Origin of the sequence: Burkholderia sp. BCC0398, assembly GCF_902833245.1 — a bacterium.
In the GTDB taxonomy this organism is placed as follows: Bacteria; Pseudomonadota; Gammaproteobacteria; order Burkholderiales; family Burkholderiaceae; genus Burkholderia; species Burkholderia sola.
In genome coordinates, this window is the sequence record NZ_CADFEM010000013.1 from 216,856 (window position 1) to 242,660 (window position 25,805).

Sequence of the window (25,805 nt, forward strand, 5' to 3'; positions counted from 1 at the left end):
CACGCTAATCTCTGCGCGTTTCGTATCCCGCCGCGCGGTATCCCGTCGATGCCGCGCGGTCGTTTTACCCCCGGAGTCGCCTTGAGTACGCCAGCCACCGACGACTGGGTCGCGCGCAGCCTGCGCGCGGTCTGGCATCCCTGCACCCAGATGAAGCACCACGAGCGCCTGCCGCTCGTCCCCGTCGCGCGCGGCGCGGGCGTGTGGCTGGTCGACCGTGACGGCCGCCGCTACTTCGACGCGATCAGCTCGTGGTGGGTCAACCTGTTCGGCCATGCGAACCCGGACATCAACGCGGCGCTGAAGGACCAGCTCGACACGCTCGAGCACGCGATGCTCGCCGGCTGCACGCACGAACCGGCGATCGAGCTCGCCGAACGCCTGCATGCGCTGACCGCGCGCACGCTGGGTCATGCGTTCTTCGCGTCGGACGGCGCGTCGGCCGTCGAGATCGCGCTGAAGATGAGCTTCCACGCGTGGCGCAACCGCGGCCGCGCGAACAAGCAGGAATTCGTCTGCGTCGCGAACAGCTATCACGGCGAGACGATCGGCGCGCTCGGCGTGACCGACGTCGCGCTGTTCAAGGATGCGTACGACCCGCTGATCCGCCACGCGCACGTGGTCGCGTCGCCCGACGCGCGCGGCGCGCTGCCGGGCGAGACGGCCGCCGACGTCGCGGGCCGCGCGCTCGCGGACGTGCGGCGCCTGTTCGCCGAACGCGGCGACCGGATCGCCGCGCTGATCGTCGAGCCGCTCGTGCAGTGCGCGGCCGGCATGGCGATGCACGATCCGTCGTACGTGCGCGGGCTGCGCGCGCTGTGCGACGAATTCGGCGTGCACCTGATCGCCGACGAGATCGCGGTCGGGTGCGGGCGCACCGGCACCTTCTTCGCGTGCGAGCAGGCCGGCGTCTGGCCCGATTTCATGTGCCTGTCGAAAGGGATCAGCGGCGGCTACCTGCCGCTGTCGCTGGTGCTCACACGCGACGACGTGTTCGCGGCGTTCTACGACGACGACACGACGCGCGGCTTCCTGCACTCGCATTCGTACACCGGCAATCCGCTCGCGTGCCGCGCTGCAGTCGCGACGCTCGACCTGTTCGCGCGCGACGACGTGCTCGCGAGCAACGCGCGCAAATCGGCGACGCTGCGCGCGGCGCTCGCGCCGCTCGACGCGCACCGCCAAGTGCGCCATCTGCGCGAGCGCGGCACGCTGTTCGCGTTCGACGTCGCGCTCGACGGCGACGCGGCGCGCGGCTTCTCGCGGCGCTTCTTCGAACACGCGCTCGAACGCGAGCTGCTGCTGCGCCCGATCGGCACGACCGTGTACCTGATGCCGCCGTACGTGATGAATGACGACGACATCGCGTGGCTCGCGCAGCGCACGCGCGACACGCTCGACGCGACGCTGGAGGACCTCGGCCGATGAGCCTGCTCGACACCCTGCAACGCGGCCTCGCCGACCTCGACGCGCAAGGGCTGCGCCGCGTGCGCCGCATCGCCGACACCGCGTGCGACGCGCGCATGACCGTGAACGGCCGCGAGATCGTCGGCTTCGCGAGCAACGACTACCTCGGCCTCGCCGCGCATCCGGCGCTCGTCGCCGCGTTCGCGGAAGGCGCGCAGCGCTACGGCTCCGGCAGCGGCGGCTCGCACCTGCTCGGCGGCCATTCGCGCGCGCACGCCAAACTGGAAGACGAACTCGCCGGCTTCGCGGGCGGCTTCTCCGATGCGCCGCGCGCGCTGTACTTCAGCACCGGCTACATGGCGAACCTCGCGGCGATGACAGCGTTGGCCGGCAAGAGCGCGACGATCTTCTCCGACGCACTGAACCACGCGTCGCTGATCGACGGCATGCGGCTGTCGCGCGCGAACGTGCAGGTCTATCCGCATGCGGACATGGCCGCGCTCGCCGCGCTGCTCGACGCATCGGATGCGGAAACGAAGCTGATCGTCAGCGACACCGTATTCAGCATGGACGGCGACCTCGCGCCGCTTGCCGAGCTTGTCGCGCTGGCCGAGCGCCACGGCGCGTGGCTCGTCGTCGACGACGCACACGGCTTCGGCGTGCTCGGCCCGCAGGGTCGCGGCGCGCTCGCGGCCGCCGCGCTGCGTTCGCCGCATCTGGTGTACGTCGGCACGCTCGGCAAGGCGGCCGGTGTCGCAGGCGCGTTCGTGATCGCGCATGAGACCGTGATCGAATGGCTGATCCAGCGCGCGCGCAGCTACATCTTCACGACGGCCGCGCCGCCGGCCGTCGCGCATGCGGTATCGGCAAGCCTGAAGGTGATCGCGGGCGACGAAGGCGACGCGCGCCGCGCGCACCTCGCCGCGCTGATCGGCCGCACGCGCGCGCTGCTGCGCAATACGCGCTGGCAGCCGGTCGATTCGCACACGGCCGTGCAGCCGCTCGTGGTCGGCAGCAACGACGCGACGCTCGCGGCGATGCGCGCGCTCGACGCGCACGGCCTGTGGGTGCCGGCGATCCGGCCGCCGACGGTGCCGGCCGGCACGTCGCGGCTGCGCGTGTCGCTGTCGGCCGCGCATTCGTTCGACGATCTTGCTCGGCTCGAAGCCGCGTTGATCCAGGCCAGCGAGGAGGCCGCGGCATGACCGCCGCCCCGCTGTCCGTCTTCGTCACCGGCACCGACACCGAAATCGGCAAGACCTTCGTGTCGGCCGCGATGCTGCACGGCTTCGCACGGCATGGCCTGCGCGCGGCCGCGCTGAAGCCGGTCGCGGCCGGCGCGTACGAACGCGACGGCGTGTGGCGCAACGAGGACGCGGACCAGCTCGACGCGGCCGCGAACGTCGTGCTGCCGCCCGAGCTGCGCACGCCGTTCCTGCTGAAGGCGCCGGCCGCGCCGCATATCGTCGCCGCGCAGGAAGGCGTGACGCTCGACCTCGACACGATCGTCGCGTGCCATCGCGAAGCGCTGACGCGCGCGGACGTCGTCGTCGTCGAAGGCGTCGGCGGCTTTCGCGTGCCGCTGAACGACACGCAGGACACCGCCGATCTCGCGGTCGCGCTCGGCCTGCCCGTCGTGCTCGTCGTCGGCGTCCGGCTCGGCTGCATCAGCCACGCGTTGCTGACGGCCGCTGCGATTCGCCAGCGCGGCCTCGCGCTCGCGGGCTGGGTCGCGAACCATGTCGACCCGGCCATGTCGTTCGCCGACGAGAACGTCGCGACGATTCGCGACTGGCTCGCGCGCGAGCACCGCGCGCCGCTCATCGGCCGCATTGCGCACATGACGCCGGCCGCCCCCGAATCCGCCGCGGCGATGCTCGACATTGCCGCGCTCGTCGAGTCGCTGCGCACCGCGCGGCCTTGACCCAACCGATCCCCCATCCCGCCAGGACAGGAAAACGAAATGACCCAAGCCCAGACCGCCACCGTGCAACCCGACGCGATTCCCGTGGCTGCACCGGCCCCGCAGCGCTGGCGCGTCGCCGACGTCGTCGCGCTGTTCGCGCTGCCGTTCAACGACCTGATGTTCCGCGCGCAGCAGGTGCATCGCGAGCACTTCGACGCGAACGCGGTGCAGCTGTCGACGCTGCTGTCGATCAAGACGGGCGGCTGCGAGGAAGATTGCGGCTACTGCTCGCAGTCGTCGCATCACGACACGGGCCTGAAGGCCGAGAAGCTGATGGACGTCGACACGGTGCTCGACGCCGCGCGCGCGGCGAAGGCGAACGGCGCGAGCCGCTTCTGCATGGGCGCCGCGTGGCGCAATCCGAAGGAGCGCCACATGCCGGCGCTGACCGAGATGGTGCGCGGCGTGAAGGAGCTCGGCCTCGAGACCTGCATGACGCTCGGCATGCTCGAAGACGAACAGGCTCGGCAGCTCGCCGACGCGGGCCTCGACTACTACAACCACAACCTCGACACGTCGCCGGAGTTCTACGGCCAGGTGATCTCGACGCGCACGTACCAGGATCGCCTCGACACGCTCGACCGCGTGCGCGACGCGGGCATCAACGTGTGCTGCGGCGGCATCATCGGGATGGGCGAATCGCGCCGCGAACGCGCGGGCCTGATCTCGCAGCTCGCGAACCTGAACCCGTATCCGGAATCGGTGCCGATCAACAACCTCGTCGCGATCGAAGGCACGCCGCTCGAAGGCACCGCGCCGCTCGACCCGTTCGAGTTCGTGCGCACGATCGCGGTCGCGCGCATCACGATGCCGACGGCCGTCGTGCGCCTGTCGGCCGGGCGCGAGCAGCTCGACGACGCGATGCAGGCGATGTGCTTCCTCGCCGGTGCGAACTCGATGTTCTACGGCGACCAGCTGCTGACGACGAGCAACCCGCAGACGCAGCGCGACCGCGCGCTGTTCGAGCGCCTCGGCATCCGCGCGAGCCAGGCCGACGCGCTGGCGGAAAACGCGTAAGCGGCAACGGCCGGCGCGCCGCGCCCGCCAACGAAAAGCCGGGGCGCGCCCCGGCTTTTTCACGCCCGCGCGCACGGTTCAGGTCGCGCCGCCCAGTACGCGCGGCTCCATGAACGTGTGCCGGAAATAGTCGCGCATCGCGTGCATCGCGGGACTCAGCTCGATGTTCTTGCGCCAAGCGAGGCCGACGCTCATCGGCGGCACCGGGTCGCGCAGCACGATCGTCTCGATGCGCCGCCCTTCGAGCGACCACGGGCGATACACCATGTCGGACAGGATCGCGACACCGCTGCCGTTCGCGACCATGCTGCGCACCGCCTCGACCGACGAGGTGCGCAGGATCACGTTCGGCCGGTACGGCGTCTCGTTCCAGTAACGCAGCGCGGTCTGCCCGGCCTCGTCCACCGTCAGCATCACGAACGGCTCGTGCGCGACCTCCGCGAACGTGACGCTCTCGCGCCGCAGCAGCGGATGATGCGCGCCGACCCACAGCCTGCGCACCGAATGGATCACCGGCTCCAGCACGAGCTCCGGATTCGACACGTTCGACGTGAGCAGCACGGCCATGTCGTAGCGGCCCGCGATCAGCCCTTCCTCGATCGACTCGCGGTTCAGCTCGTGCAGGTGGATCGTCAGGCGCGGATAGAGCGTATTGAGCCGCAGCACGTGATGCGGCAGGAAGTAGCCGAGCACCGTGTAGCTCGCGGCGATCGCGAGCGTGCCGGTCAGCGTGCTTTCGAGATTCGGGATCCGCATCGCCTCGTCGACCGACGACAGGATCGTGTACGCGTGATTGAGAAAACGCCGCCCGGTATCGGTCAGCGTCACGCCCGCCGACGTGCGCACGAACAGCTGCGTGCCGAGACTGTCCTCCAGTTCCTTGATCGCGCTCGTCACGGCCGACTGCGAGATGGTGAGCTGGATCGCGGCCTGCGAGATCTGTCCGAGCTCGGCGGTCGCGACGAAGTACTTGAGCTGTCTGAGCGTCAGGGCCATGCGCGGTGGAAAACTGATGGGGGCATGGCAACCATCATATCAACCGTCCGTTTCGCGGCAATCCGGGCCCGCCCGACCCGCGCGCATCCGCCTGCCGCGACGCCGGGCGGCCGCTTTCGGCGATATCTGAAAAATCGATACGCTCGCATATAAAAATAGAACTATTTTGACGCACCCCGCACGGCTAACCTGCGTTCAACACGGTGTCGACACGCGCTGCAGCGCACGCGAAACCGGAGAACCTGGAGGAACGAACCGTATGAGGAAGCACAGTGTCGACCTGAATTCGGACATGGGCGAAGGTTTCGGCCCGTGGACGATCGGCGACGGCGTCGACGAGCAGATCATGCCGCTCATCAGCTCGGCGAACATCGCCACCGGTTTTCATGCCGGCGACCCGAACATCATGGCGCGCACGGTGCAGCTCGCGCGCGACGCCGGCGTCGGGATCGGCGCGCATCCGGGCTTTCGCGATCTGGCGGGCTTCGGTCGCCGCACGATCACCGAAACGCCGCAGGCGCTCGTCCACGACATCCTGTATCAGCTCGGCGCGCTGCGCGAGTTCGCGCGGCTCAACGGCGTGGGCCTGCAGCACGTCAAGCCGCACGGCGCGCTCTACATGCACGCGGCGGCCAACGAGGCGTTCTCGCGGCTGCTGATCGAGACGCTGCAGCGCGTCGATCCCGGCCTGTGGCTGTACTGCATGGAAGCGTCGGTCACGTATCGCGTGGCGCGGGAGTACGAACAGCCGGTGATCCGCGAGTTCTACGCCGATCGCGACTACGACCGCAGCGGCTCCATCGTGTTCACGCGCCGCGTCGGGCGCCCCGACCCGCAGCAGGTGGCCGACAAGGTGCTGCGTGCGTGCATCGACGGCAAGGTGCGCACGATCGACGGCGACGACATCGACATCGATTTCGATTCGGTCTGCATCCACAGCGACACGCCCGGCGCGCTCGAACTCGTGCGCGAAACGCGCGACGCGCTGGTCCGCGAAGGCATCCGGACCGCCGGCCCGCAACCGCTCGCCGCTCATCACTGAACCCGATTCAAGGAGACGCAAGATGGCATTGCACGACATCGTCAGCCCGCTGCCGGGCACGTTCTACCGACGCCCGTCGCCCGAGGCGGACTACTACGTCGCGGTGAATGCGACGGTCGCGGCCGGCGCGGTGGTCGGCCTCGTCGAAGTGATGAAGCAGTTCACCGAGATCGAAGCCGATGCGGCGGGCCGCGTCGTCGAGCTGCTCGTCGACGATGGCGAGCCGGTCGACGCCGGCCAGGTGCTGATGCGGATCGAGGGGTGATGCGATGAAGCCGGCAAACGCCCCCGACACCTTCTATCGACCGTCGCGGATCAAGACCGTGCTGGTCGCGAACCGCGGCGAAATCGCGGTGCGCGTGATCCGCGCGGCACGCGAGCTCGGCATGCGTGCGGTCGCCGTGGTCAGCGACGCGGACCGCGACAGCCTCGCCGCGCGCATGGCCGACGAAGCGATCCACATCGGGTCGTCGCATGCGGCGAAGAGCTATCTGAATCCGGCCGCGATCCTCGACGCCGCGCGGCAATGCGGCGCGGACGCGATCCATCCGGGCTACGGCTTCCTGTCCGAGAACGCGGCCTTCGCCGCGCAGGTCGAGGCGGCCGGGCTGATCTTCGTCGGCCCGGACGCGCAGGTGATCGCGACGATGGGCGACAAGGCGCGCGCCCGCGACACCGCGCGGCGCGCGAACGTGCCGACCGTGCCCGGCAGCGACGGCGTCGTCCAGTCGCTCGACGCGGCCCGCGCGGTCGCCGCGCGCATCGGCTATCCGATCATGATCAAGGCGGCCGCGGGCGGCGGCGGGCGCGGCATCCGCGTCGCGCACGACGCCGCGCAGCTCGACGCCGAACTGCCGCTCGCGCAGCGCGAGGCGCAGGCCGCGTTCGGCGACGGCGGCGTCTATCTCGAACGCTTCATCGCGCGGGCGCGGCACATCGAGGTGCAGGTGCTCGGCGACGGCCGCGACGTCGTCCACCTGTTCGAGCGCGAATGCTCGCTGCAGCGGCGCCGCCAGAAGATCCTCGAGGAAGCGCCGTCGCCGTCGCTCACGCCGGCGCAGCGCGACGCGCTGTGCGCGTCGGCCACGCGGCTCGCGCGCGAGGTCGGCTACCGCAGCGCGGGCACGCTCGAATACCTGTTCGACGATGCGCGCGGCGAGTTCTACTTCATCGAGATGAACACGCGCATCCAGGTCGAGCATCCGGTGACCGAGGCGATCACCGGCATCGATCTCGTGCGCGAAACGCTGCGCATCGCCGACGGCGAGCGGCTGCGGTTCGCGCAGGCCGACATCGCGATGCGCGGCGCCGCGCTCGAATGCCGGATCAACGCGGAAGATCCGCTGCAGGATTTCCGCCCGAATCCGGGCCGGATCGACGCACTGGTGTGGCCGACCGGGCCCGGCGTGCGCGTCGATTCGCTGCTCTACCCGGGCTACGTCGTGCCGCCGTTCTATGATTCGCTGCTCGCGAAGCTGATCGTGCACGACGAGAGCCGCGCGGCCGCATTGCGGCGTCTGTCTCGCGCGCTCGGCGAGCTGCAGGTCGGCGGCCTGAAGACCACCGCGCCGCTGCACGTCGCGCTGCTCGCGGACGACGACGTGCGCGCGGGCCGCTATCACACGAATTTTCTCGAAGCGTGGATGCCGTCATGGCGCGAGGCCGCGACGGCCGCCGCCCGGCAGCACGAAACTGCGGACGCCGCGCGCGTCGGGGAGGCCCTGTGACGACCCGTTATACGTTCGGCGGCGACGAATTCGTGTTCGTCGAGATCAGCGAGGCGATGTCGCTCGACGCCTTCTTCAAGGGCACGGCGATCACGCGCGAATTGCAGCGGCGCGCGGTGCCGGGCATTACCGAGATCTGTCCGGCGAACGCGTCCTACCAGGTGCGCTACGACCCGGACGTGATCGAGCCCGACACGCTCGTCGCGCTGCTCAAGGCGATCGAGGCCGAGGTCGGCGACGCGCCGCTCGAACTCGATACGCGCATCGTCGAGGTGCCGGTGCTGTACAACGACCCGTGGACGCACGAGACGCTGATGCGGTTTCGCGAGCGTCACCAGGACCCGTCGTCGACCGACCTCGAATATGCGGCGCGGATCAACGGCAAGCGCGACGTCGACGACTTCATCGCCGCGCACTCGGGCTCGCCGTGGTTCGTGTCGATGGTCGGCTTCGTCGCGGGCCTGCCGTTCATGTACCAGATGGTCGAGCGCGCACGCCAGCTCGAAGTACCGAAATACCTGCGGCCGCGCACCGACACGCCGAAGCTGACGGTCGGCCACGGCGGCTGCTTCGGTTGCATCTACTCGGTGCGCGGCGCGGGCGGCTACCAGATGTTCGGCGTGACGCCGGCGCCGATCTTCGATCCCGCGCAGCGGCTCGACTACCTGCGCGATTTCATGGTGTTCTTCCGGCCCGGCGACATCGTGAAGTTCCAGCCGATCGATCGCGACGCCTATGACGCCGCGGTGGCGGCCGTCGAAGCGGGTACCTTCTCGCTGCGCGTGCGCCCCGTGAAATTCTCGCTCGACGCGTTCCGGCGCGATCCCGATGCGGTCAACCGTTCTCTCGTCGAGGTGCTGCATGCCCGCTGACGCGCACAACCTGATCGAGGTCGTGAAACCCGGCCTCGCGACGTCGGTCCAGGATACGGGCCGGCAAGGCTACTACCACGTCGGCATCCCGCCGTCGGGCTCGCTCGACCAGTACGCGTCGCGCGCGGCGAACCTGCTGGTCGGCAATCCGGAACAGGCGGCCGTGCTCGAATGCACGCTGCTCGGCCCGGAGCTGCTGTTCCATGCGGACGCGCTGGTCGCCGTCACGGGCGCCGAGATGACCCCGAAGATCGACGGCGTCGGGCAGCGCTGCAACGTCGCGCTGTGGATTCGCGCGGGCAGCGTGCTGTCGTTCGCCTACGTGAAGGGTGGCGCCCGCGCGTACCTGGCCGTCGCGGGTGGCATCGACGTGCCGGTCGTGCTCGGCAGCCGCTCGACCTACACGCTCGGCGCGATCGGCGGCCACGCGGGCCGGCGCCTGCAGAAAGGCGACCGTTTGCCGATCGGCGCGGCGCGCGGCACGCTTCGCGAAGGGCGCGAACTGCCGGCGTCGGTCAGCCGGCCGCTGGACAGCCAGGTCGAACTGCGCGTGCTGCCGGGGCTGTACCACTACCGGCTCACCGACGCGTCGGCGCACACGTTCTTCGATGACGAATGGACGGTCGCGCCCGAGGCGGACCGCATCGGCTACCGCTACAAGAACGGCCGGCCGCTGCAGTTCCGGCCGCGCGAGCAGCCGTTCGGCGCCGGGGCCGATCCGTCGAACATCGTCGACGCGTGCTATCCGATCGGCTCGATCCAGGTGCCGGCCGGGGTCGAGCCGATCATCCTGCATCGCGATGCGGTGTCGGGCGGCGGCTACGCGACGATAGGCACGGTCATCAGCGCCGACATGGACCTGATCGGCCAGATGCAGCCGAACCATCGCGCGCGCTTCGTGCGCGTGACGATGGCCGACGCGCTCGCCGCGCGCCGCGAGTACCAGCGGCGCCTCGCGCTGCTGCGCGCCGTACTGAAGGACTGAGCGCCACGCGCCCGGCCGTCGCGCCGGGCGCCGCGCGCCGCCCTCCGCTTTCATCCTTCGCTTCCGTTTCCCGTCCGTGCGGCCGCGCGCGGCGCGGCGGGGACGCCTGCGCGCCGTTTTCGCCGGACCGGTTGCCCGCCCCGACGTCGGGGCAACCCCGCGGCTCGCATGGGCCGCGGCCCAGACGTCGTCCGCTGTTTCGCTCATCGAGGAGCACGCTCATGGCCAACCTGGCTCAGGCCCGCACCGACGAGGATCTCGACCTGTCGACGCTCGCCATTCCCGATCACGCACGCATGCCGCCCTTTGCGCTGACGATGGCGTGGTGGGCCGTCTGCAGCGCGGTGTTCTACATCGTCGTCGGTGCGACGCTCGCGCTCACCTACGGCGCGCGCAATGCGCTGATCGGGATGGCGCTGTCGGTCGTCTCGTACGGCATCGTCAATTCGATCATCAGCCGCTACGCGATCCGTACCGGCCTGTCGGTCGCGCTGTTCTCGCGCGTGCTGTTCGGCAGCGCGGGTGCGGCGCTCGCGACGCTGATCTTCTTCGCGACGGCGATCTACTACGCGGTGTTCGAGGGCTCGGTGATCGCGGTCGCCGCGCATCATCAGTTTCCGGCGCTCGACTACAAGTGGGCCGCGCTGATCGTCGTCTGCTACAGCGTGCCGCTCGTGTTCGGCAGCGTGCAGCACTGGCTCGACAAGTTCAACGGCGTGCTGCTGCCGTTCTACCTGTTCGGGTTGCTCGCAGCGGTCGGGCTCGCGACGGCCGAGTACGGCTATCACGCCGCGTGGCTCGATTTCGGGCCGGCGGGCGGCGCCCCGGCCGGCGGCTGGTGGCAGTGCTTCGTCTACTACATGGGCGTATGGGTGCTGATGATGTTCACGTTCGACTACGCGCGCTTCGGCCGCAAGGCCGACGCCCGCTATCACGGCCGCTTCAACTTCGGGATGCCGTTCTACCTCGTCACGTTCCTCGTCAACGGCGCGGCCGGCATCTATCTCGTCAGCACGATTCCCGGGCTCGGCACGCTGTCGGAAGTGTCGGTCGTGCTCGCGCTGCTGAAGCTGATGGGCGTGTGGGGGCTGCTGTTCGTGTGGGTCACGCAGTCTCGCATCAATACCGCGAACTACTACCTCGCGACCGTCAACATGCAGGCGTTCTTCCAGAAGGTCGCGGGGCTGCGCGCGCCGAAATTCGTGTGGGCGGTCGTGGTCGGCGCGGTCGTCTATGCGCTGATGATGGCCGACATCTTCTCGCGGATCCTGCAAGCGCTCGCGTACCAGGGCATCTTCGTCGTCGCGTGGGTCGGCGTCGCGCTCGCGCACATCCTGTCGGCGCGCTACGGGCAGCTCGTCGGCGACGACGTCGAATGCCGCGACGCGCACGTGCCGGTGTTCAATCCGGGCGGCCTGACCGCGTGGTTCGCGGGCGCGTTCGCGGGGCTCGCGCTGAACCAGGCGACCGGGTTCGCCGCGTCGCTGTCGGCGCCGGCCACCTTCGTCGTGTCGTGGCTCGTCTATCGCGCGCTGCTCGGCACCGCGAAGCGGACCTGGTTCGTGCGCAACACGTGACGCGCCGCGGCTCGGCGCCGGCCCTAGCCGATCGTCTGCACCGGATGGCCCTGCGCGTCGCGGATCACCGTCGGCTCGACCCGCCAGCGCACGCCGTCGAGCCCGTCGATCGCATACTCGCCGGCGCGCGGCTTCAGCGTGCGCGCCAGCGCCTGCACCGTCGCGTCGGTGAGCCGCAGCGTCAGCGTGCCGTCTTCGTCGCTCACGCCGTTCGCGTCGCCGCGCACGAACCGCACCGCGCCGTCGTGACCGACGAGGCGAAACGGCCGGTCGAACGGCAGCCGCAGCGGCAGTAGCGTGACGAGTTCGTCGACCTGCCGCGCGCCGACGGTGATCTCGATCACCGGCGCGCGCAGCAGCCGCTTGCGGGTGCCCCAGCCGAGCACGTCGGTGAACAGGTAACCGCTCGCCGGGCCGTCGCGCTGCGTGCCCGCGTCGACCTGCTCGCGCACGTCCGCGCGTTCGAGCAGCGACGCGCGGACGAGATCGGTCACCCACAGCGGCATGTGCGGCAGCAGCGTGTCGAGCAGCGCACGCGTGCGCCAGCGCTTCGCGGCGCGTTCCTCGTCGAGCGTCAGCCCGACGACCTGCAGGAACGCGAGACGGCCGTGCGGCGTGTCGATCGCCGGCAGCTCCGGATCGAACGCGAAGCCCATCGAACAGAGCGCCGTATCGGTATCGAGCGCGATCGGGCCGTTGGCCGTCATCCAGTGGCCGTCGTCGAACGCGTTGCCGCTCTGGAACACGTAGCGCGCGAGATTCTGCAGGAAGCTGAACACCCAGCGCGGCGGCTCGTCGTCGCCAGCCACGCACGCGACGCGCATCGTCAGCTCGAAGCCGAAGCCGCTGACGGCCGGATCGTCCGACTCCTTCGCATACAGCTCGCTCAGCCCGTACGTGACGAAATGCCAGTGCGGCACGGGCGCCGCGCGCCGCCACACGCTGATCCCGTCGAGCGGATCGGGGCCGCCGAGCCGCCACTTGACCAGCGTGCCGTAGTGCTTCGGCTCCTGCCCCGGATAAAGGCGCGCGAGCGCGGCGTCGATCGCGTCCCAGCCGGGCGCGGCATCGTCGTCCGCGCCGTCGTGCGTGTCGTGCGTGGCGTCCGTCATGTGGCCCGCTCTCCCCGATGATGTCGTGTCGTGTTTGTGTCGTGCGGTGTCGGAACGTACGTCACACGTGCGACGCCGCGCCGTCGAGCGCCGCGCGCACGCGCTCGACGTGCAGCGCGTCGACGGGCGCCAGCACCTCGCCGCGCGGCCGCACGCCCGAACCGAAATGCACCGCGCGCACGCCGGTGGCGCGCACGAAATCGCCGACCGCGTCGATCGTGAGCCCGGAGCCGGCCAGCACCGTGCAGGTCGTGCCCGCCGCCTGCCGCACGAGCCGCGTGATCGTCGCGACCGCGTCGAGCACCGACGGATGGCCACCCGACGTCAGCACGGACGTGACGGCCGGCACGCGCAGCAGCGCGTCGAACGCGGCGTTCAGATCGCGCGCGACGTCGAACGCGCGGTGGAACGTGAGCGCGCGCCCGTCGGCGGCGGCCGCGATCCGGGCGAGCGCGCCGAGATCGACGTCGCCGCGCGGATCGAGCGCGCCGAACACGACGCCGTTCGCGCCGGCCGCGACTGCCGCGCGCACGTCGCGCTCGATCACGCGCAGGTCGTCGGCGTCATAGACGAACGAGCGGCTGTGCGGACGCACGATCACGTTGACGGGAATCGGCACGGCGGCCACGACGGCCTCGATCAGGCCGACGCTCGGCGTCAGCCCGCCTTCGGTGATCGCGGTCACGAGTTCTAGACGGTCGGCGCCCGCGCGGGCGGCGACCTTCGCATCGCCGACGGTCGTGGCGATCACTTCGAGGAGAATGGGAGAAGCGGCATGTCGGTTCATGGGCGGCCCGCGAATCGTCTGGACAATTCGCGCATCCTAGCCGAGCCGCGCGACGGACGCCAGCGTGCTGGCCGCCGCAGACTTCAGCCGCGCATTTCAGCCCGGTACGTCAGCCGCGCCGCACGAGCCAGACGCCGACGAGCGCGGACAACGCCGTGACGGCAGTGCCGGGTACGAACCGGAACATGCGCGCGTTGAAGTACGCGCCCTGCTGCTGCATCACGTCGACGATCGCCGGCGTGAGCACGAGCATCGCCCAGCCGATCATCCCGAAGGCGGTGGTCGCGGCCGCGACGAGCAGCACGATGCCCGCGCCGCGCGCACGCGGCCGGAATGCGCCGGCAAACATGCCCGCGGCGAGCAGCACGGCCGACACCGCGAACAGCACGGCGACGAATACGGTCGTCGCGCCCGCCTGACCGACCTTCATGAACGCGATCATCTGCGCGGCGATCACGCAGAAGCCGGCGATCGAGAACAGCACGATCGCCAGCGCGTTACGCACGACGCTCACGCAACGGCCTGCCGGAAATACGCGGTCGCCGGGCGCCGGAACAGCAGGTAGACGAACACCGCGAACAGCAGGACGCCCGGGATCAGCACTGCGAGCATCGACGCCGGCATGTTGATCAACGAGAACGCGATGCCGAACACGAACGTCACGATATAGGCGTTGCGCGACCATTCGCGCCCCTTGAGGATCGCGATGCCGATCACGACATTCGCGGCCTCGACGATCATGCTGATGCCGAACGTCGCCCACACGGGCAGCAGGTAGTGCGACATCAGCGCCTGGGTGGTCGGCATGCCGATCGAGAACGGCGTATAGACGCAGGTGATCGCGTTGGTCACGATGATGATCCACGCGAGGATGGTCAGCGAAATCGGTCGCTTCTTGGCGTTTTCCTTTTATATTCGCCGCCATGGTGGCCCCCGGGACGGCGCGCGCGGTCACGACGGCCGCGGTCGCGCCATTGTCGGGGAAGCGCGCGGCGAACGCAACGGCCGCCCCCGCGCCGTCGGTCGCCGCATCCCGACCGTGTGCCGCTACGCCGCTTGCGCGTCCTCGTCGATCCAGTCGATATCGCCGCACAGCACGCGCTGCGCATCGCCGACGCGCACGGCCACCGACAGCGTCACGCACGGCTGCGCCTCGTTGATCGACAGGTACGGCCGCGTGACCTGCACGCGCCCCGGTTCGGCGATCGCCGAGCGGAAATACGGCCGGCGCAGCCAGTTCGCACCCTGCGCGTCCGCCAGCGGCGAAAAGCGCGCCTCGGCGAGCGCGCGATCGGCGCGCAGCACGACGTTGCGGCCCGACTGCCGGCCCTGCGCGTCGAGCAGGAAGCAGCGTGCGGCCGCGTCCAGCGCGAGGAAGTTCCAGCACACCTCGTCGAGCGGCTCGCCGCCCGCGAGGCGCTCGGCCGCCCGTTCGAACGCGCGCAGGTACGGTGCGAGCCGCTGCGCGTCGCGCCGCTCGCGCGCTTCGGTCTGCTGACGAAAGCGCTCGGTCAGCTCGCCGATGCAGCCGGTCGCGGCCGCGCTGTCGGGCAGCCCCGGCGCCGGGCGGCCGAAGTAGTAGCCCTGCACGAAATCGGCCTCGCACGACAGCGCGATCTGCGCTTCGTGCTCGGTCTCGATCCCTTCGACGAGCACCAGCTTGCCGGCCTCGTGCAGCAGCGTCACGAGCCCGTGCAGGATCGCGGTGAGCCCCGTGCGGTGCGCCGCGTGCGACAGCATGATCCGGTCGAGCTTCACGATGTCCGGGTTCAACTGCCAGATCCGTTCGAGGTTCGAGTGACCCGCGCCGAAATCGTCGAGCGCGATCAGGAAGCCGTGCGTGCGGAACTCGCGCACGGCCTCCGCGAGCCGCTCGACGTCCTCCGCGCGCTGTTCGAGCACTTCGAGCACGATGCGGCGCGGCGGCATGCCGAGCCGCTTCAGGTTCGCGAGCAGCGCGGCCGCCTGGAACGGATCGGTCAGCACGCCCGGATGGACGTTGAGAAACAGCCACTCGCGCTCCGCGCCGAGCAGCGCGAAGTTCTCCAGATGCAGCGCCTGCGCGAGCCGGTCGAGCTGCAGCAGTTCGTCCCGGCGCGCGGCTTCGCCGAACACGTCGAGCGGCGACACGGGGCGGTCGAGCGCATCGTGTGCGCGCAGCAGCGCCTCGTAGCCCACCGCACGCTGGTGCGACAGGCTGAATATCGGCTGGAACACGGTCGTGAGCGTCAGGTCGCGGTGCTGCGTCGCCAGCCGTTCCAAGCCCGAGCTCATCTCCCGCTCGAACCGGTACGGCGACGCGGCGGCCGGACGCTCCTGTTGCACGATCGTCATGCCTTCCTCCTGGTGATGCAGTCGAACGCGACGTCCGGCGTCCGGCGAAAACGACGAACGGGACGGCGCGCCATGTCATTGGTTGGACCCTCGGTGACCCGGCGCAAGCCGGGCGGCTGCTCTCCCTCAAGCAAGCTCCGTGCGAGGTGCCGACAACCCGTGCGCCATGCGGCTGTGCCGGGCCGCCGCACCACCGTGGCGCGTGTTCGACGCACCATTCCCGTGCGCACGCACCGGCCACTCGAGCGCACCCGTTACGCCGGCACGCTACACTCCGTACGATCGTTTCATTCCGCGTTATTCGCCGTCTCGATGGAAATCGTTTTCACAGTCCTCATCCTGCTGCTGACCGTCGCGCTGTCCGGCGCCGTCACGCGTCTCCTGCCGTTGCAACTGCCGCTGCCGCTGATGCAGATCGCGTTCGGCGCGATGCTCGCGTGGCCGAAGCTGAACCTGCACGTCACGTTCGACCCCGAGATCTTCATGCTGCTGTTCATTCCGCCGCTGCTGTTCGCGGACGGCTGGCGGATTCCGAAACGCGAGCTTTACCTGCAGCGCCGCGCGATCCTGATGCTCGCGTTCGGGCTCGTGTTCATGACGGTACTCGCAGTCGGCTACTTCGCGCATTGGCTGATTCCCGAGTTGCCGCTGCCGATCGCGTTCGCGCTCGCGGCGGTGCTGTCGCCGACCGACGCGGTCGCGCTGTCCGGGATCGCCGGCAAGGGTCGCATTCCGCCGCAACTGATGCACATCCTCGAAGGCGAGGCGCTGATGAACGACGCGTCGGGCCTCGTCGCGCTGAAATTCGCGATCGCGGCCGCGCTGACGGGCGTATTCTCGCTGCGCGCCGCGTCGGTCACGTTCGTGATCGTCGCGGCCGGCGGGCTCGCGACGGGCGCGATCGTCGCGTGGCTATTCAGCGCGCTGTCGACGCGCTTCCTGAATGCCGAGCAGGAAGGCGACCCGGCGCCCGGCATCGTGATGACGCTGCTGGTGCCGTTCGCGGCCTACCTGTTCGCCGAGCACCTCGACCTGTCGGGCGTGCTCGCGGCCGTGTCGGCCGGGATGATGATGAACTACACGAGCTTCTCGCGTAAAAGCACCGTCGCGTCGCGCGTGCGCGCCGAAAGCACGTGGGCGCTGATCGAGTTCGTGTTCAACGGCATGGTGTTCATCATGCTCGGGCTGCAGCTGCCGCACATCATCGGCCGTGCGCTCGTCGACGCGCACCATACGAGCGACGCGCTGGTCGGCCGGATGATCTTCAACGTGTGCGCGATGATGCTCGCGCTGTATGCGATCCGCTTCCTGTGGGTGTGGCTGCTGCGCTGGTTCGCGAGCCGCCGCGCCGCGCGCCATGGCCTCGCCGGCACGATGGCCGGCGTGCGCACGATCGCGGTGATGACGGTCGGCGGCGTGCGCGGCGCGGTCACGCTCGCCGGCGTGCTGTCGATCCCGGTCGCGCTGTCCGACGGCGCGCCGCTGCCGGGCCGCGACACCGCGGTCTTCATCGCGTCGGCCGTGATCCTCGGCTCGCTGATCGTCGCGGTGATCGGCCTGCCGCTGCTGCTGCGCGGCGTGCGCTCGTCGCGCAACCCGCTCGGCGACGAGGAGCGCATCGCACGCTCGGCCGCCGCGCAGGCCGCGATCCGCGCGATCGATGCGTCGCACGACGCGATCTCGACCGATCTCGACGAATCGGGCGCGGCGCGCTGCGCGGACATCTCCGCACGCGTGATGGATCAATACCGCCGACGGCTCGCCGCGCTGGCCGACGATGGCCCCACGCCGCGCGCGGAAGCGAAGCAGGCCGAAACGATGGAGCTGCAGATGCGGATCGCGGCCGTGCGCGCGGAACGCTCGGCGCTGTACCGGCTGCGCGGCGACAGCAAGATTTCCGACGAGACGCTGACGAAGCTGATTCGCGAGATCGACCTGTCGGAAACCGCGCTGTCGACGCGCAAGAAAGGGATCGTCTGACAGTAAGGCAGCGCGGTGCGCCGACCGTGCAGCCGCGTGTGAAGCCCCTGCCTGCCGGCAGCCCGAGGCCGAGCCCCGTGTCATACGGCGCTCGGCCTCGTTGTTTTGGCCGATGCATGCGCGGCGCGGTCTTCAGCAGCTTTCAAAAAAATTAAACAATACATCCTTATTATTTTCTGCACGCCGACGCGATACCGATTCCCGCTCGTGCGTCGAGACGATCGACGCCATGCAAATCGGTCTCGTCACGCGTCATCGCTAACCGGGGCCGCGCGGAATCGTTGATGCGATGCATGCGAAGTGTCCCCGGCTCCATGCCCATTTAATTGCTCTCCTAATCAAAATGCGCACGTCATTCCGCGCGAAACGACCGAACCCATGATCAAACCCCTCTCGCTCCAGAGCCGGCGACGCTTTCTCGCACAAGGCGCCGCCGCCCTCGGCAGCGGCATGCTGTCCGCCTGCGGCGGCGATTCGATCGACTCCGCGGACGCATCGGCCCGCTTCGCCAACGATTTCGTGTGGGGCATCGCCACCGCCGCGCCGCAAATCGAAAGCCGCGACGGCCGAGGCCGAAGCAACTGGGATGTGTTCGCCGACCAGCCCGGCACGATCGCCGACGGCTCGACGAACGCACGCTGCATCGAATTCGAGCAACGCTACCCGGGCGACTTGTCGCTGCTCGCGAACGCGGGCGTCCGGGCGTTCCGTTTCTCGACCGCATGGCCGCGCGTGCAGCCGGACGGCGCCGGCACGCCGAGCGAAGCGGGGCTTGCCACCTATGACCGCATGGTCGATGCGATGCTGGCGCGCAACCTCACGCCGTACCTGACGTTGTTTCACTGGGACATCCCCGTATGGGCCGGCGATTTCCGCGACCGCGACATCGCGTACCGGCTGGCCGACTACGCGCAGATCGTGGCGCGCCGCGTCGGCGATCGCGTCAAGCACTGGATGATGCTGAACGAACCGAACGGCGTCGCGCTGTCGGGCTACGCGTACGGCGCATCGCCGCCGCGTGCGCAGTCGATGGGGGCGATGTTCGCCGCGATCCACCATCAGAATCTCGCGCAGGGATTGATGTTCCAGGCCGTGCGCGCGAACGTGCGGGGCGCCGCGCAGATCGGCACGACGATCAGCGGGCGGCCCGTCCTCGCGGTGACGAATTCGGCCGCCGACCAGTCCGCCGCCGCGCAGTTCGATGCGATCTGGCATCGCGCGTTTCTCGATCCGCTGTACGGCAAGGGCTATCCGGCAGAGCTGCAGACGGCGCTGGCGCCGCTCGTCCGGCCGGGCGACATGACGACGATCGCCGCGAACCCGGATTTTCTCGGCGTGCAGTATTACAACTGCTTCTACGTGAAGGCCGGCGCCGGCGGCACGGGCTTCGCGCTGGCCGCCAGCCCGGCAAACGAAATCCAGACGATGGGCTACCCGGTCGAGCCGTACGGGATGTCCGAGATGCTGCTGCGCGTCCACCGCGACTATGGCGCACCGCGCATCCTCGTCACCGAGACCGGGTTCGCGATCGCCGAACCCGCGCCAAGCGGCGGTTTCGTCGACGACGGCCCGCGCATCGACTATCTCGCGCGCTATCTGAACGCCGCGCACGATGCGTATCGGCAGGGCGTCCGCCTGGGCGGACTGTTCTGCTGGGCCGGCATGGACAGCTGGGAATGGTCGAGCGGCTTCGCGAAGAAATTCGGGCTGGTCCACGTCGACCCGGCAACGCAGGAACGCCTGCCGAAACGCAGTCTCGCGTACTACTCGCGCTGCATCGCCGGCAATCGCGTCGCGTAGGCGGCAAGAGCGACGCGGGCGAGGATGCCGCGAGCCGACGCGCCCGCCAGCCGTCGCGTGGCGCGGCACCCGATTGCCGCGCCGCGCGTTCGCGTTACTTCGCGACGACGACCGGAATCCCCTTCAGCATCCCCGCGCCCTTCATCTCGTCGAGCGCGTGCTGAACGGCCGCGCTCGTCGCCGCGTCGATGCCGAGCTGCAGCGCGAGCTCGCGTTCCGCGCGCTTCACGCCGGCCAGGTTGCGCACCTTCACGTGACCGAAGCCGCGCACGCGCGCGTGCAGGTCGGCCAGTTGCACGACCTGCGCCGCGTTGCCGGGGGTCATCGCGGCGAACGCACGCGTGAGCGTCGTCTCGTAGTCGTCGGCCAGCGCGCGCTCCATCTTCCGCTCGACCGTGCGGCCGAACGGATCGAGCCACGTGCCGCGCAGGCTGCGCACGCGCGCGAGCATGCCGAGCACCGGCCACATCCACTGGCCGAACACGCGCTTCTTCGGCGTGCTGCCGTCGCTGCCAGCCTTCGCGACCGTCGGCGGCGCCAGGTTGAACTTCACGCGGTACGTCTGCCCCGGCACGCCTTCGAACTGCGCTTCGAGCGCGGTGCGGAACGCGTCGTCCGTGTACAGCCGCGCGACTTCGTATTCGTCCTTCACCGCGAGCAGCCGGTAGAACGTCGTCGCAACCGCGCGCGTCAGCGCGTCGTCGCCCTTCGCCCGCGCCGCATTTACCAGCGCGCGGTAGCGCTCGACGTAGCGCACGCCGCCGTACGCGTCGAGGCGCGCCTCGCGATCGGCGATCAGCTCGGCGAGCGTCTCCGGCGCCACGTGGGCGGCCACCGCGTGACGTGCGTTCCACAACGCATCGAGGCCCGCCGCGTCGCCGGCCGCCATCCGGCCGATCGAGAACGCGAGCTTGTTCATCGGCACCGCGACGTTGTTCAGCTCGATCGCGCGCATCATCGCGGCGAGCGACACCGGCACGAGGCCGAGCTGCCACGCGTAGCCGAGCATCAGGATGTTCGCGCCGATCGAATCGCCGAGGAACTTCGCGGCGAGCGCCTGCGCGTCGCAGCTCGACAGGTAGCCGTCGCCGGCCGCGTGGCGCATCTTCTCGAGCAGCGCATCCGCATGCAGGTTCGCGTCGGGGTTCTGCACGAATGACGCGTTCGGGATCCGGTGCGTGTTGACGACGATCCGCGTGCGCGCGTGACGCACCGTCTGCAGCGCCTCGGCGCTCGCCCCGACCACCATGTCGCACGCGAGCAGGACGTCGGCCTGCTGCGTATCGATGCGCACCTGGTTCAGCCAGCGGTCGCTCGACGCGATCCGCACGAACGACAGCACCGAGCCGCCCTTCTGCGCGAAGCCCATGAAGTCGAGCACCGACGCGCTCTTGCCTTCGAGGTGCGCGGCCATGCTGATCAGCGCGCCGACCGTCACGACGCCGGTGCCGCCGACGCCGGTCACCAGCATGTCGAACGGCGCCGCGTCGAGGTGCGTGGCCGGCACCGGCAGCGCGTCGACGCGCGCGGCGAGCGCCGCTTCGTCGAACGCCGCGCCAGCCGCCTTCTTCAGCGCCGCGCCTTCGACCGTCACGAAGCTCGGGCAGAAGCCGTTCACGCACGAATAGTCCTTGTTGCACGACGACTGGTCGATGCGGCGCTTGCGGCCGAGCGGCGTCTCGAGCGGCTCGACCGACAGGCAGTTCGACTGCACGCCGCAGTCGCCGCAGCCTTCGCACACCGCGTCGTTGATGAACAGACGCTTGTCCGGGTCGGGGAATTCGCCCTTCTTGCGGCGGCGGCGCTTCTCGGCCGCGCAGGTCTGGTCGTAGATCAGCACGGTGACGCCCGGCGTCTCGCGCAATTCGCGCTGCACCGCATCGAGTTCGCTGCGGTGATGGAACGTCGTGCCGGTCGGGAACTGCCCGTGATGGCCGTCGTACTTCTCCGGTTCGTCGGACACGACGACGAAGCGCGACACGCCTTCCGCCTCGACCTGCCGCGCGATCTGCGGCACCGAGATGCTGCCGTCGACCGGCTGGCCGCCCGTCATCGCGACCGCGTCGTTGTAGAGGATCTTGTACGTGATGTTCGCTTTCGCGGCGACCGCCTGGCGGATCGCGAGGATGCCCGAGTGGAAGTAGGTGCCATCGCCGAGGTTCTGGAACACATGCTTCGTGCTGGTGAACATCGCGTGCGCGGCCCAGTCGACGCCTTCGCCGCCCATCTGGATCAGGCCGGTGGTGTCGCGCTCCATCCACGACGCCATGAAGTGGCAGCCGATGCCGGCCTGCGCGATCGAGCCTTCGGGCACCTTCGTCGACGTGTTGTGCGGGCAGCCCGAGCAGAAGTACGGCGTGCGCTTCACCGCATCGGCCTCGTTCGACAGGATCTGCGGCGCGACGAGATCGACGACGCGCTCGCGGCGGTCGAGCGCCGGCTTGTGCCGCGCGAGCCAGTCGGCGAACACCGGCAGGATGCGCGACGGACGCAGTTCGCCGAGTTCGGACAGCAGGCACGCGCCCGCCGCATCGTGCTTGCCGAGCACGCGCGGGCGCGCGCCTTCGGTGCGGTTGTACAGGTAGTCCTTGATCTGCTGCTCGATCACCGGCCCCTTTTCCTCGATGACGAGCACTTCCGACAGACCGTCGACGAAGGTTTCGATCCGTGTCATTTCGAGCGGATACGACAGGCCAACCTTGTAGATCCGCACGCCGGCCGCGTCGAGATCGGCGACCGTCAGGTCGAGGCGGCGCAGCGCTTCCATCAGGTCGAGGTGCGCCTTGCCGCAGGTGACGATGCCGACGTTCGCGTGCGTGCTCGGCGCGATCCACTTGTCGATGCTGTTGGCACGCGCGAAATGGCGGACCGCGTCGAGCTTCGCCGCGAGGCGCGCCTCGATCGTGAGGCTCGGCAGGTCGGGCCAGCGGTTGTGCAGGCCGCCCGCCGGCGGCGTGAAGCCTGCCGGCGCCGGCCAGCGCGTCTGCAACGCATCGAGGTCGACGGTGGAGCCGGACTCGACCGTTTCCGAGATCGCCTTGAAGCCGACCCATGCGCCCGAGTAGCGCGACAGTGCCCAGCCGTACAGGCCGAATTCGAGCATGTCGGCGATGTTCGACGGGTTCACGACCGGCATGTGCCACGCCATCATCGCGAAGTCGCTCTGGTGCGGCATCGACGACGACACGCAGCCGTGATCGTCGCCCGCGACGACCAGCACGCCGCCATGCGGCGACGAGCCGTACGCGTTGCCGTGCTTCAGCGCGTCGCCCGCGCGATCGACGCCCGGGCCCTTGCCGTACCACATCGCATACACGCCCTCGACCGTGCGTTCGGGGTCGGCCTCGACCCGCTGCGTGCCGAGCACGGCCGTGCCGCCGAGTTCCTCGTTGATCGCGGGCAGGAAGCGCACGCCGCTCGTGTCGAGGAGTTTCTTCGCCTTCCACAGCTGCTGGTCGACCATCCCGAGCGGCGAGCCGCGGTAGCCGCTGACGAAGCCGGCCGTGTTGAGACCTTGCTCGGTATCGACCGTGCGCTGCATCAGCAGCAGGCGGATCAACGCCTGCGTGCCGGTCAGGAAGATCCGGCCGCGCGTCGCGGTCAGGTTGTCGGTCAGGCGGTAGTCGGACAGGGCGGGCGGGCCGTCGACGGGCAGGCGGGCGGTCATGTGGGGAAGTCTCCGGATTGTGCTGTTGTGCTGTTCTCGGCCGTGCGCGGCGGGCGCCGGGTGACGCATGAGTGCGGCAGCGAATGGCTCTATTTTTTCGCGCGCCGCCGAGAATGTTTTTTCTCATCTTGCTCGGACCGGCGCGCGGTGAGAAAAACTGTGCAGCTTTTTGGCGGGATTTGAGAGAGTTTTCGCGCGGGGTGCCGGAGTGGGATGGGTCGGTGCTTCGCAGCGGTCGGGCAGTCTGGCGGAAAAGGCGGCGCGGGCCGTCAGGCGCGCAGCTTGGCCGGAGAATGCCGCTCGACGCCCGTGCGACAAGGGTTTCAGCGGCATCGGACCATCACTCTCACCATTGAAATGCACAGGGTTCCGATTGATCGGCGGCGACGGATGTCCACAATGTCGCGCCCTTCGGCCGACCGGGCTCGCGCGCTCACCGTTCGATTGCACAGCGTTTCGAGTGGCGTCGGGGGCGGGATGTCCACATCCGGAATCGGCATGCGGGGCGCTCGGGCAGCGACGCTCACCGTTGAAATTCACAGCGCGGCAAGTGGGTTGCGGCGGTGGATATCCACATGGGAAATCGCGCGTTTCGTCGGTCCGACTTTCGCACTCACCGTTCGAATACCCTGGGCTTCGACTGGCTGCGGTGGCAGTTGTCCACGTTCGGATCTGCATTGCCTCGTGACCATCCGCGCACCCTCACCGTTGAAAACCACAGCGCTTCGAGTGTTTGAGTGGGCTGGATATCCACATGGACGGGCGCTCCCCGATGTATGGCAAAGGCACGCTTCGAAGGGTACCGACGACGGGCAATCCATGCCGGAAGCGGCTCATCACCCGATCGGGCGCCGATGCTCACCGTCGAAATACACAGTGCCGCGAGTCGTTTCGGCGGACGGATATCCACACGAGCATGCACATCGTCGTTGCTCCCGCTCTTGCGCTCGAACCTGACAGAAACACCGTTTCGCGCGGCATCGGCGGTCCAACGGCCGCATCCTGACGGGCTGCACGCCGATCGCGAGCTGACGCTCACCATTGAATTACACAGCGTGCCGAGTCGCTGGAGAAGGCGACCGGCGCATCGAAATCCGCACGTTGCGAACCGCGCGCCTGCGCTCACCGTTAGAATGCACAGCCCTTCGATTGGGGGCCGGAGCCGGATATCGACGTCGCGCGGCCCGGAGGTGATGGTCACGCATTCACGCCATTCGGCTAGAATGCGCGTCGCCCCGAGCCACGGCAACGGCTGGAAACCCACGCCAGTGCGGGCGCACCGCCAGATCGGGCGCGACACTCACCGTTGAATTTCACAGCATTTCGCTTCGTCTTGCCGCGAGTTGTCCACAACCCGCTTGATGTCTCGCGCACCGTCCGGTCTCCTCACCTGTGAAAACCACAGGTCGCCGACTCGTTTCGATGCCCGGATATCCACAACCGGGCGCACGACCAGATCTTCATCTGCCGATCGACGGACGACCCGGCGCGCGACAACCGCGAAATGCCGCAATGGCTTGTCCGGACGGCCTCAGCGGCACACTCACCGTTCAAATGCACAGCGTTTCGACTCGCTCTGGCGGAGGGTTGTCCACATCCCTCCGTCGACGCTTCATCACGCCGGCACGCGGGCCCGGGCGACTTTATTCCGCAATCGATCGAATGATCTTCGCCGGATTGCCGCCGACCAGCGTATTCGGCGGAACGTTCCGGGTGACGACGGCTGCGGCCGCGACGACCGCGTTCTCGCCGATCGTCACGCCGCCGATGATCGTCGCGCCCGCGCCGATCCATACGTTGCGGCCGATCACGATCGGCTTCGCGACCACGCAATCGCGCCGCCGCGAAGGCTCGACCGGATGGCCGGACGTGATCAGGCTGACGTTCGGGCCGATCATCACGTCGTCGCCGATCTCGAGCCCGCCCAGGTCGTAGAACGTGCAGTTCTGGTTGACGAACACGTTGCGCCCGACCTTCATGCCGGTGCCGCCCGTTGCGTAGAACGGCGGGATCAACGTGAAACCGTCGTCAACCTGCGTGCCGATCAGTTCACCGAACAATGCGCGTACGTCCGCCGCATCGTCGAACGTCAGGCGGTTGAGCCGCGCAGTGATCGCCATTGCTCGTTGAACCTCGGCCACCATGGCCGCCGATTCGGGCGTTCTGCGCGGAATGATCGTGATGCGGTCGTCGTTTGCCATGCGTGAGAGGGGCTCCGGTGAGTGCGGCGTTGGGTGATGCGTCGGCGATCGCGGACGGCGATGGCGTTCCTCTGTGCGGGTACGACCGAACGGGTCGGGCATAGCGTAGTCATGCGGATTTACGCCGGGGATTTCGATGAATTTTCATCACTAGTTTTTATATAACCAGTTACCCACTGAACTCCCATTGTGCAAGGCGCTACGCGGTATTTCGCCCGATTCACCGGATGCAATCGAACCGGACGCCCCGTTACTATCTTCACGTCCCGATAATCGGGGCTTTGGCCAGCCAGGCCCGGCATGATTCTCGCCCCCAGTCGCAGTCATGATCCGGG

The 25,805-nt window shown here is 69.0% G+C and carries 20 protein-coding genes; 12 read left to right on the forward strand and 8 right to left on the reverse strand.

The features are described from left to right. The first annotated feature begins 81 nt into the window (after positions 1-81). From bioA to bioB, 4 genes are read left to right on the forward strand one after another with little or no spacing between them, the layout of a single operon-like run. Positions 82-1,428, forward strand: coding sequence for an adenosylmethionine--8-amino-7-oxononanoate transaminase (bioA, locus tag HWX76_RS26995; RefSeq protein ID WP_176016582.1), 1,347 nt, complete (start codon positions 82-84; stop codon positions 1,426-1,428). Then, positions 1,425-2,612: an 8-amino-7-oxononanoate synthase gene (bioF, locus tag HWX76_RS27000; RefSeq protein ID WP_050017782.1), complete on the forward strand. Its 1,188-nt coding sequence runs from the start codon at positions 1,425-1,427 to the stop codon at positions 2,610-2,612. Before bioA ends, bioF begins: the two co-directional genes overlap by 4 nt. Continuing rightward, entirely contained in the window at positions 2,609-3,331 is a 723-nt protein-coding gene (gene bioD, locus HWX76_RS27005; protein ID WP_176016583.1) for a dethiobiotin synthase, read from the forward strand. Before bioF ends, bioD begins: the two co-directional genes overlap by 4 nt. Positions 3,332-3,370: 39 nt before the next feature. Then, positions 3,371-4,390, forward strand: coding sequence for a biotin synthase BioB (gene bioB / locus HWX76_RS27010; RefSeq protein WP_176016584.1), 1,020 nt, complete (start codon positions 3,371-3,373; stop codon positions 4,388-4,390). A gap of 78 nt (positions 4,391-4,468) precedes the next feature. On the opposite strand, the gene HWX76_RS27015 is transcribed toward bioB, so the two are convergent. Continuing rightward, entirely contained in the window at positions 4,469-5,386 is a 918-nt protein-coding gene (locus HWX76_RS27015; RefSeq protein WP_176016585.1) for a LysR family transcriptional regulator, read from the reverse strand. 259 nt (positions 5,387-5,645) lie between these two features. Between HWX76_RS27015 and HWX76_RS27020 the strand changes: the two genes are divergently transcribed. The 6 genes from HWX76_RS27020 (at position 5,646) to HWX76_RS27045 (ending at position 11,589) form a co-directional block, all read left to right on the forward strand. Then, on the forward strand, positions 5,646-6,428 hold the full coding sequence (locus HWX76_RS27020) for a 5-oxoprolinase subunit PxpA (protein ID WP_050017778.1): 783 nt from the start codon (positions 5,646-5,648) through the stop codon (positions 6,426-6,428). A 22-nt stretch (positions 6,429-6,450) separates the two neighbouring features. After that, a complete protein-coding gene (locus HWX76_RS27025) occupies positions 6,451-6,693 on the forward strand; it encodes an acetyl-CoA carboxylase (RefSeq protein WP_006483474.1) in 243 nt (80 codons plus the stop codon). 4 nt (positions 6,694-6,697) lie between these two features. Then, the gene (locus HWX76_RS27030) at positions 6,698-8,155 is read left to right on the forward strand and encodes an acetyl-CoA carboxylase biotin carboxylase subunit (protein ID WP_050017777.1); all 1,458 of its coding nucleotides are present in this window, start codon (positions 6,698-6,700) and stop codon (positions 8,153-8,155) included. Continuing rightward, positions 8,152-9,027, forward strand: a complete 876-nt coding sequence (locus tag HWX76_RS27035) for an allophanate hydrolase subunit 1 (RefSeq protein WP_006495445.1) — start codon at positions 8,152-8,154, stop codon at positions 9,025-9,027. Before HWX76_RS27030 ends, HWX76_RS27035 begins: the two co-directional genes overlap by 4 nt. After that, on the forward strand, positions 9,017-10,012 hold the full coding sequence (locus HWX76_RS27040; RefSeq protein ID WP_006483468.1) for a biotin-dependent carboxyltransferase family protein: 996 nt from the start codon (positions 9,017-9,019) through the stop codon (positions 10,010-10,012). Before HWX76_RS27035 ends, HWX76_RS27040 begins: the two co-directional genes overlap by 11 nt. 221 nt (positions 10,013-10,233) lie before the next feature. Beyond that, on the forward strand, positions 10,234-11,589 hold the full coding sequence (locus HWX76_RS27045) for an allantoin permease (protein WP_006484074.1): 1,356 nt from the start codon (positions 10,234-10,236) through the stop codon (positions 11,587-11,589). Positions 11,590-11,612: 23 nt separating this feature from the next. Here the strand turns inward: HWX76_RS27045 and HWX76_RS27050 are convergent, their stop codons facing one another. The 5 genes from HWX76_RS27050 to HWX76_RS27070 form a co-directional block, all read right to left on the reverse strand. After that, on the reverse strand, positions 11,613-12,701 hold the full coding sequence (locus tag HWX76_RS27050; RefSeq protein ID WP_176016586.1) for a suppressor of fused domain protein: 1,089 nt from the start codon (positions 12,699-12,701) through the stop codon (positions 11,613-11,615). A gap of 61 nt (positions 12,702-12,762) precedes the next feature. Then, positions 12,763-13,488, reverse strand: a complete 726-nt coding sequence (locus HWX76_RS27055; RefSeq protein WP_124593463.1) for a copper homeostasis protein CutC — start codon at positions 13,486-13,488, stop codon at positions 12,763-12,765. 109 nt (positions 13,489-13,597) lie between these two features. Continuing rightward, positions 13,598-14,002, reverse strand: a complete 405-nt coding sequence (locus HWX76_RS27060; protein WP_050014336.1) for a hypothetical protein — start codon at positions 14,000-14,002, stop codon at positions 13,598-13,600. After that, entirely contained in the window at positions 13,999-14,340 is a 342-nt protein-coding gene (locus HWX76_RS27065; protein ID WP_244138016.1) for a hypothetical protein, read from the reverse strand. Before HWX76_RS27065 ends, HWX76_RS27060 begins: the two co-directional genes overlap by 4 nt. Positions 14,341-14,535: 195 nt before the next feature. Then, the gene (locus tag HWX76_RS27070; protein ID WP_124557498.1) at positions 14,536-15,822 is read right to left on the reverse strand and encodes an EAL domain-containing protein; all 1,287 of its coding nucleotides are present in this window, start codon (positions 15,820-15,822) and stop codon (positions 14,536-14,538) included. Between the two features lie 312 nt (positions 15,823-16,134). Here HWX76_RS27070 and HWX76_RS27075 point away from each other — a divergent pair, with 312 nt between their 5' ends. Both HWX76_RS27075 and HWX76_RS27080 read left to right on the forward strand, forming a co-directional pair. After that, positions 16,135-17,802 (forward strand): Na+/H+ antiporter, encoded by a 1,668-nt coding sequence (locus HWX76_RS27075; protein WP_050014333.1) that lies wholly within the window; start codon positions 16,135-16,137, stop codon positions 17,800-17,802. Positions 17,803-18,180: 378 nt separating this feature from the next. Then, positions 18,181-19,602, forward strand: coding sequence for a family 1 glycosylhydrolase (locus HWX76_RS27080; protein WP_176016587.1), 1,422 nt, complete (start codon positions 18,181-18,183; stop codon positions 19,600-19,602). Between the two features lie 94 nt (positions 19,603-19,696). Here HWX76_RS27080 and HWX76_RS27085 read toward each other — a convergent pair whose 3' ends face one another. Next, positions 19,697-23,269, reverse strand: a complete 3,573-nt coding sequence (locus HWX76_RS27085) for an indolepyruvate ferredoxin oxidoreductase family protein (RefSeq protein WP_124630940.1) — start codon at positions 23,267-23,269, stop codon at positions 19,697-19,699. Between the two features lie 1,643 nt (positions 23,270-24,912). After that, the gene (locus HWX76_RS27090; protein ID WP_124593468.1) at positions 24,913-25,470 is read right to left on the reverse strand and encodes a DapH/DapD/GlmU-related protein; all 558 of its coding nucleotides are present in this window, start codon (positions 25,468-25,470) and stop codon (positions 24,913-24,915) included. Positions 25,471-25,805 lie beyond the last annotated feature (335 nt).

What these genes read in the sequence shown, in the direction of transcription:
- bioF (WP_050017782.1), top strand. Translation starts at nt 1,425, where the DNA reads ATGAGCCTGCTCGACACCCTGCAACGCGGCCTCGCCGACCTCGACGCG.
- bioD (WP_176016583.1), top strand. Translation starts at nt 2,609, where the DNA reads ATGACCGCCGCCCCGCTGTCCGTCTTCGTCACCGGCACCGACACCGAA.
- bioB (WP_176016584.1), top strand. Translation starts at nt 3,371, where the DNA reads ATGACCCAAGCCCAGACCGCCACCGTGCAACCCGACGCGATTCCCGTG.
- HWX76_RS27015 (WP_176016585.1), bottom strand. Translation starts at nt 5,386, where the DNA reads ATGGCCCTGACGCTCAGACAGCTCAAGTACTTCGTCGCGACCGCCGAG.
- HWX76_RS27020 (WP_050017778.1), top strand. Translation starts at nt 5,646, where the DNA reads ATGAGGAAGCACAGTGTCGACCTGAATTCGGACATGGGCGAAGGTTTC.
- HWX76_RS27025 (WP_006483474.1), top strand. Translation starts at nt 6,451, where the DNA reads ATGGCATTGCACGACATCGTCAGCCCGCTGCCGGGCACGTTCTACCGA.
- HWX76_RS27030 (WP_050017777.1), top strand. Translation starts at nt 6,698, where the DNA reads ATGAAGCCGGCAAACGCCCCCGACACCTTCTATCGACCGTCGCGGATC.
- HWX76_RS27040 (WP_006483468.1), top strand. Translation starts at nt 9,017, where the DNA reads ATGCCCGCTGACGCGCACAACCTGATCGAGGTCGTGAAACCCGGCCTC.
- HWX76_RS27045 (WP_006484074.1), top strand. Translation starts at nt 10,234, where the DNA reads ATGGCCAACCTGGCTCAGGCCCGCACCGACGAGGATCTCGACCTGTCG.
- HWX76_RS27050 (WP_176016586.1), bottom strand. Translation starts at nt 12,701, where the DNA reads ATGACGGACGCCACGCACGACACGCACGACGGCGCGGACGACGATGCC.
- HWX76_RS27055 (WP_124593463.1), bottom strand. Translation starts at nt 13,488, where the DNA reads ATGAACCGACATGCCGCTTCTCCCATTCTCCTCGAAGTGATCGCCACG.
- HWX76_RS27070 (WP_124557498.1), bottom strand. Translation starts at nt 15,822, where the DNA reads ATGACGATCGTGCAACAGGAGCGTCCGGCCGCCGCGTCGCCGTACCGG.
- HWX76_RS27075 (WP_050014333.1), top strand. Translation starts at nt 16,135, where the DNA reads ATGGAAATCGTTTTCACAGTCCTCATCCTGCTGCTGACCGTCGCGCTG.
- HWX76_RS27080 (WP_176016587.1), top strand. Translation starts at nt 18,181, where the DNA reads ATGATCAAACCCCTCTCGCTCCAGAGCCGGCGACGCTTTCTCGCACAA.
- HWX76_RS27085 (WP_124630940.1), bottom strand. Translation starts at nt 23,269, where the DNA reads ATGACCGCCCGCCTGCCCGTCGACGGCCCGCCCGCCCTGTCCGACTAC.
- HWX76_RS27090 (WP_124593468.1), bottom strand. Translation starts at nt 25,470, where the DNA reads ATGGCAAACGACGACCGCATCACGATCATTCCGCGCAGAACGCCCGAA.